Here is a 6,845-nt window from a genome sequence, read left to right as displayed (position 1 = left end):
GGATGCTATTGTTGTTGTGGCTGTCTGTCACCGCTTCAGTTCTCAAGAAATGACGTCACCATATCGATAATTAAAGCCAGATTTTCAGCAATGAAATGGCTGACATATGTGACTGTTGTCACGGCGACATCAAAAACAATATGGCTAATGTCCACAACCTCGGTGGTAAAGGTTTTCCATAAGCGCGTGATTGATACATCATCCATATTTGAATCCTCAATTTACTTTTGCCAAATGGCCACCTTGTGACGATTTGCAACGCCATTATATAAGCGTTAATGAATTTAATGTTTATGAGAGCAGAATGATGAGTCGCGTATCACACAAAGCTGGTATGAAACGGCGTATATCTATTATGGGCATTGCCCATATTTGGGGTATTTTAATGGTGTCAGCCACTTTTGTAATGGAGCCTGCAATGCCTGCACATGCCAAGAACGCTCATGATGTTACCTTTGAAAATATTGACGGTGGCACGCTTGATCTTGCTGATTATCGCGGCAAGGTAATTCTGCTTGTCAACACAGCGTCGCAATGTGGTTTCACGCCACAATACAAGGCTTTGCAGGCATTATGGGAAAGCTATCGTGCGCGTGGTCTGGTGGTGATTGGCGTGCCAAGCAATGATTTCGGCGGTCAGGAACCGGGGGCTAACACCCAGATCAAACAATTCTGTGACATAAATTACGGTATTGATTTTCCGATGACGGAAAAGGTTTCGGCAACTGGGCCAGATATGCATCCCTATTATCAGTGGGTTCGCAAAGCTGGCGGAAAGCTGGCGATGCCACGATGGAATTTTTATAAACATCTGATTGATACTGAGGGCAATTTCGTTACTTGGTTTGCATCGACCACCGCGCCAGACGCACAGAAAATACGTAACGCCATCGAAAAGCTTTTGCCGAACTAGATGATGGCATCAATCACCTGATTTATGCTGGCAAAAGGGGTTTTGTCTTTCCTATCGATAGCGGCGCGTTCTAAACTATGCGCGTACAATCATTCATAAATATCCGGAGCCTGTCATGTCGCTGATCCTTCATCATTACCCACAATCCCCCGTTGCGCACAAGACACGCATGGCATTGGGCATTGCAGGCGCAACATGGCAAAGTGTCGAAATTCCGCGCATTCCGCCTAAACCTCTGCTGATGCCGCTGACAGCGGGGTATCGCCGGACACCGGTGTTGCAGATTGGGGCTGACATATATTGTGACAGCCAGAATATAGTCCGTGCCTTGCAAGAACATGGCTGTCCAAACAGCCTGTTTCCGGATGGGGTGACAGGTCGTTCGATGATGATGGCGTCTTGGGCTGAAAGCACACTTTTTGATCTGGCTGTACGCGTGGTTATCACCAATGCGCTGGATACAGCGCCTGCCGAATTTATTGCTGATCGTGGTGCGCTTTATTTTGAAAAAGACTGGTCACCTGAAAGCCTGCGTGCGGCGTTGCCTAGCGTATTATTGCGTCTTCAGGCTGGTCTGGCTTTGGCTGAATTCCAGCTTGTCGCCAGCGATGGTGTATTTCTGAACGGTGACACGCCCTGCTACGCTGATGCGGCAATAGGTTATATTGCGTGGTTTTTACGTGGCCGCTGGGAAGGCGGGCCGGGGTTCCTTGGGCCATTTGAACAGGTCTGCAAACTTGAAGCTGCTCTTGCTGATATTGGTGAAGGTGCCAGCACTGATCTATCGGGCGAGGATGCAATTGCGATCGCCAAAGCTACGTACCCAGCCTCACCAACGGGGGTTTCGGTGCCTTTTACCGCTGGCATGAAAGAAGGGCATAGGGTCGCCATTCAACCGCATGGCACGAACGCTGACCCACAGGTAACAGGCACTTTGCGCTATCTTGATGCTACCCGCGTGTCTATCGATCATGATTCGCTGGAAACAGGGCCGGTGGCGGTGCATTTCCCGATTGCCGGATATGATGTACGCCCATTTTAACCTGTATGTAAATCTAACCTGCTATAAACAGAGCGATGCAATTTTTGCATCACCACATTGCATAACTAGCACTTCTTTTTGGCACGGTATGCGCGCATAAAGCCCTTGCAAGGAGCGCTCCTCCCTCCAATCCGGTTACTCTCCAGTTTCCATGCGCTCCTTGCCGAATCTCCGTTAACTTCCCCTGGCTGTTTTACAGACCAGGGGTTTTTTCTGGTCACATTCTTAACCCGCTCTTGACCTTGCGATGTGATCGTTCCACAACAAGTCACGTTTCTTGCGAGGTTGCTTATGAAAATCACTATCAAGGATTCACCGCTCCACGGGCTTGGTGTTTTTGCTGTAGAGGATATCGCCGCTGGAAGCACCATCGAACGATGCTTTTATCTTGTGATTGACGATGATGATCTGCAAAGCACGAACCGATTGAATGATTATCTGTTTACCAGTCCGGATGACCCAAATGACTATTTGTGCGTCATGGGATGCGGCATGGTTTATAATCATGGCAATCCGGCCAACGCCGAATGGCAGATTGATGATGACGATAACCGGTTTGTCCGTTTTTCAGCCCTGTGCGATATTAAAGCGGGTACTGAAATTCTGCATGATTACGGGTCTGACTATTGGACGACACGCGCCGAAACCTGATTTTTGCCATATAAAAACGCTATGCCCTACAGCAAAGCTTTGAAATCTGTATAATTTACGATAAACAAAATATAGCTATCAGATATGGAGGGTCGTGTGATGACAGGTCATATTTTTGAAACATATAAGCATGATTTTGAACGTGACGGTTTTGTCATGATGCAAGACGCGCTTACCGCGCAACAAGTGCAGGATATGAATGCACAATTGCGTGAATGGGTTGATGAGTCACGAAACTATAAAAAAAACTATGGACGCATCGCTGACGGGCGCCCCCGTTTTGATGTTGAACCAACAAGCCACAGCCCGGAAACGCCCGCATTGCGCCGTATTTCGGCACCTATCGAAGTGTCTGATGTCTATCTTGATGTGATGCGCAATAACGCGGCGCTGGATCTGACCGCGCATATTTTTTCACCTAACATAAAGCTGCATGCCACTAAAATTAATCTGAAATTGCCTGGTTCAGGCACTGCGGTGAAATATCATCAGGATTTTCCCTTTGAGCCACATTCGAATGATGATGTGATGACGGTACTGTTTTTTCTGGATGACGTTACCTTGGACAATGGCCCGCTTGAAGTCGTGCCCGGAAGCCATAAAGGTGCGATTCATTCATTGTGGCAGGATGGCGTTTTCACTGGCGCTGTTGATGCTGGCATTGAGGTCGATGTAAGGGCAGGCGCGCTGAAATGCACAGGTAAAGCGGGTGATGCCTGTCTGATGCATTCGCGTCTGTTGCATGGATCATTGCCAAATATGACTGATGCGGCGCGCTGTCTTTATATTGTGACCTATGTTGCCGAAGATGCTATTGCGCTGGATCGTAATCCCATCCCGCATAAATATGATGGCGAGGTTGTGCGGGGGCACTATACAGGCCGCGTGCGTAGCACGTCATTCGAAATGGAAATGCCCGAATATCCCAAAGAAGCTTCCTTTTTTGGCCAGCAATCAAAAGTCGGATAGGGCGCCGAACCAGATTGATGCCCGATATACATATGCCCCGCCAGTGCCGCGCCTAACTACGCTTGGCCAGCCATTCTTCGGTTGAACAGGTGGGATGCGGGCGCAACAAATCGATTGGCGGTGCCGTCCGGTCGATAACAAGCTCGATTTCGGCTTCCGTTTCGTCCTCATCGGGATTCTGAGCATAGCGCCGGTTATTTGGCCGTGCCATATTGTCCCTTATGTTCATAGAATTGATCCGCATAACAAGAATAATAACGACGCATATCACTTATATTTTAGGCCGTGTATGGGCGGTTTATGTGTAAAGGGGCATGACCGCCTGCACCGATGGCCGCGCCCGCATCATCGCGTCATGTTGTTTCAGTTTTGGAAACTGATCCAGCTCTACACCGTCGCCACCAAACCAGCGAACAATAAGTGCCAGATAGGCGTCACATAGCGAATAATTGTCGCCCATAACATAAGGACCAGTGAAATAGTGATCCTCAATCATCTGGGCATAGCGGGTCATGTTATCAGTGACCTTTGCTTTCATGCTGGCCTGTGCTGCTTCATCATCTGCCCAGCGATAGCCGCGATGGCGGTGCGCATGGGCGACATGCACTGTTGAAGCGATAAACATATTAAATGCCTGTGCCTGCGCAAGCAAGAAAGGGTCGGTTGGTGCCAACTGCTTGTCTGGATATAACTGGGCAATATACAGCAGAATCGCCGGATTCTCGCTGAGGATTCCTTGTGGCGTGACCAAAGCTGGAACGCGTCCCTTGGGATTGATCGCCAAAAAGGCTGGCTTGTTCTGCTCACCCGTTTCAAAATTAATATGCGTGGCGTTAAATTCTGCACCGGCATCATACAGTAATATATGCGGGGCATAGGCACAGGACATCTTCGAATAATAGAGTGTAAGCATGATACATAATATCCTTCTTATCTATGCGGTATCTAATGATAGTTTCACCATCAGTTCAAGGGAAACAGCCTTCCCCATACTAGGGGTGATTTTCCAGCGCGGCACTAAATTCTGTGGCCACCATATCAATGCGCTTTTCTAACCACTAACTATCGCAAACATGTCATGCCGCATTCGGTTCGACTATAGACATCAACTACTATATAACATGCCGGTTAATTTATCGCTGTTTGGGGTATGGGATGAAAGCGTTACTGTTTGGGTCAATTGGTGTCATTGCAGAAACCTCTGAATTACAGCGTCAGGCCTATAATATGGCATTTGCCGAGCATGGTCTTGATTGGTATTGGAATGTCGCAAATTATTGCAGACTTCTTAACGATCCGGGCGGCGTGAAACGTTTGACCTTATATGCAGGTGGAAGTGTTGCGCCTGATCTGATCCAAAGTATTCATCAAGCGAAAGAAGTCTTTTTCGAGACGCTGATGATGAAAGGCATCGCACCGCGCCAAGGTGTTGTCAGTTGTCTTGAAAATTGTGCCAAGCAAAATATCAAAGTTGGCTTCATAACAACTACATCTCAACGAAATATCGACAATCTGGCAAAGGCATTGTCGCGTCACATTGACTTTACTTGTTTTGATCTGATCACAACAAAAAAGGACGTGCTTGAGGAAAAGCCCAATAGTGCCATCTATCGGTTTGCAGTCACAAAATTAGGCGTTGCACCCGAAGATGCTGTTGCCATCGAGGATACCGAACCTAATCAGGAAGCCGCGCTTCAGGAACAAATCCTTTGCTACCTTTATGCTGGTGAATACGCAACCACGCGCCATAACATCAACGCGGTTAAAAATCTGGATATTATCAGCAATCATATACGCTAAAGGCATGCCAGTGCCGCCATCTGGCATATTTTGGCATCAAAGTTGCTATTTGTGGGGGGGTGAGAGCTGGCTGAGTTGGCTCCTTAACCTACAAAAACTTCGTCAAACCTAGTGGTTGCGGATGATTCTACCTCTTATCCTTCCGTCTGACATCATCCTGAAGTCATTAAGGATAATTTCAATTTCAACACTATCAAAAATTGCTGAAAAGCTGAACTAACATCAATCAGTGACGCTTTATGCGTCATCCATCTTTTGTTGTGCCAGCACGATAATCACGCCAGCGGCAATGATAAGAGCAATGCCAAGAGCACTTATCGTGTTGGGCACGGCACCCCAAAACAGCCAGCCAAAAAACCCCACTGAAATAAGATAGGCATACTCATAGATCGCTGCATAACTCGTTTTGGTCAGTTGATAGGCGCGCGTCATCAAGGACAAGGCCGCGCAGGCGCCAGCCGCAATGATAGCCATCCAAAACCAAAACACGCCATCGACAGTTTGCCAGCCTCTGAACAGAAATGGCGCTTGATCTAGCAAATCGGGCGATACCGGAAAGAGTGTTAAGGCTGATGTCCCGATTGCACCACATAATCCAATGCTCACAATAAAACTCATCAGAATGGCGAGCGAACTTTCGTCTTGAAGATACCGATAGGTAATGATTGACCCCATGGCATAAGACGCCCCCGCGATGATCGGCAACATATGATAAATGGCAAAGCCATCTCTGCCTGGTTGTAAAACCAGAATTACGCCAATTGTGCCAATCAGAACCGCTATTATGCGGCGCCAACCAATGCGCTCTTTAAACAGAATCATTGAAAATAACAGAACAAAAATAGGTGATGTGAACAGGCCTGCACCCGCTTCGGCAATAGGCATCATCGGCATGACGCTGAAATAAAGCAGAATCGATGTCACCATGAAACCTGTTCTGGCCAGCATGGGTTTCCAATGACGTGGCATGACGGAAAGCCCAAAAACCCTGCCAAGCAGAGCCACCATTAGAACAGCGAAAAGTGACCGGCTAAAATGAAACTGGCCAACACCAACCTGATCGGAAACCAGTAATGTCAAATTGTCCGAGAACCCGAAAATAGAGATGCCCGTAACAAGAAGGACAGCGCCACGTTTTGATGCCGGCATCGTGCGTAACCAAGTCCACATTGCATTTCCATTTCACCAAAACCAGAAGTGGTTTTGAATTTTCCAATGACCAACATTATTAAGCTGTTGATGTATCATGATACAAGCTTAAATCACACAAATGAATAATACGCATGTCATCAATAACTAGCCATGCATGTTGCTGGTCATGACACGGACCTAAGGGGATTGATTGTACGTCATTCTGTACGACACCTGACCTGTTAGCACAATAAATGCTAATATATCAGTCATGTAGGTGAAGCAATGGTGCTGGCGGAGAGACTCGAACTCCCAACCGCCCGATTACAAATCGGGTGC

9 protein-coding genes are annotated in these 6,845 nt (G+C 47.5%); 5 read left to right on the top strand and 4 right to left on the bottom strand.

Annotation, left to right across the window (positions count from 1 at the left end; genetic code table 11):
- Nucleotides 1-35: 35 nt before the first annotated feature.
- Nucleotides 36-206 (bottom strand): hypothetical protein, encoded by a 171-nt coding sequence (locus tag ABNT28_RS09400; protein ID WP_332923105.1) that lies wholly within the window; start codon nt 204-206, stop codon nt 36-38.
- Nucleotides 207-307: 101 nt separating this feature from the next.
- Here ABNT28_RS09400 and ABNT28_RS09395 point away from each other — a divergent pair, with 101 nt between their 5' ends.
- From ABNT28_RS09395 to ABNT28_RS09380, 4 genes are all read left to right on the top strand, one after another.
- Nucleotides 308-913, top strand: a complete 606-nt coding sequence (locus ABNT28_RS09395) for a glutathione peroxidase (RefSeq protein ID WP_332923104.1) — start codon at nt 308-310, stop codon at nt 911-913.
- Between the two features lie 115 nt (nt 914-1,028).
- Nucleotides 1,029-1,955 (top strand): glutathione S-transferase N-terminal domain-containing protein, encoded by a 927-nt coding sequence (locus ABNT28_RS09390; protein ID WP_348721454.1) that lies wholly within the window; start codon nt 1,029-1,031, stop codon nt 1,953-1,955.
- Between the two features lie 291 nt (nt 1,956-2,246).
- Complete coding sequence (locus ABNT28_RS09385; protein WP_332923102.1) at nt 2,247-2,606, top strand: SET domain-containing protein-lysine N-methyltransferase; 360 nt, start codon at nt 2,247-2,249, stop codon at nt 2,604-2,606.
- A 99-nt stretch (nt 2,607-2,705) separates the two neighbouring features.
- Complete coding sequence (locus tag ABNT28_RS09380) at nt 2,706-3,575, top strand: phytanoyl-CoA dioxygenase family protein (protein ID WP_348721453.1); 870 nt, start codon at nt 2,706-2,708, stop codon at nt 3,573-3,575.
- Nucleotides 3,576-3,627: 52 nt separating this feature from the next.
- Here the strand turns inward: ABNT28_RS09380 and ABNT28_RS09375 are convergent, their stop codons facing one another.
- Both ABNT28_RS09375 and ABNT28_RS09370 read right to left on the bottom strand, forming a co-directional pair.
- Nucleotides 3,628-3,804, bottom strand: coding sequence for a hypothetical protein (locus tag ABNT28_RS09375; protein ID WP_332923100.1), 177 nt, complete (start codon nt 3,802-3,804; stop codon nt 3,628-3,630).
- 69 nt (nt 3,805-3,873) lie between these two features.
- On the bottom strand, nt 3,874-4,488 hold the full coding sequence (locus ABNT28_RS09370; protein ID WP_332923099.1) for a glutathione S-transferase family protein: 615 nt from the start codon (nt 4,486-4,488) through the stop codon (nt 3,874-3,876).
- 242 nt (nt 4,489-4,730) lie between these two features.
- Between ABNT28_RS09370 and ABNT28_RS09365 the strand changes: the two genes are divergently transcribed.
- Nucleotides 4,731-5,375: an HAD-IA family hydrolase gene (locus ABNT28_RS09365; RefSeq protein ID WP_332923098.1), complete on the top strand. Its 645-nt coding sequence runs from the start codon at nt 4,731-4,733 to the stop codon at nt 5,373-5,375.
- Between the two features lie 237 nt (nt 5,376-5,612).
- Here the strand turns inward: ABNT28_RS09365 and ABNT28_RS09360 are convergent, their stop codons facing one another.
- Nucleotides 5,613-6,524 carry a DMT family transporter gene (locus tag ABNT28_RS09360; RefSeq protein WP_332923097.1) on the bottom strand — a complete coding sequence of 304 codons (912 nt, stop codon included), beginning with the start codon at nt 6,522-6,524 and terminating at the stop codon, nt 5,613-5,615.
- Nucleotides 6,525-6,845 lie beyond the last annotated feature (321 nt).

The organism is uncultured Candidatus Puniceispirillum sp., assembly GCF_963979125.1.
GTDB lineage: Bacteria > Pseudomonadota > Alphaproteobacteria > Puniceispirillales > Puniceispirillaceae > Puniceispirillum.
This window is presented reverse-complemented; position numbering and strand designations above follow the sequence as displayed.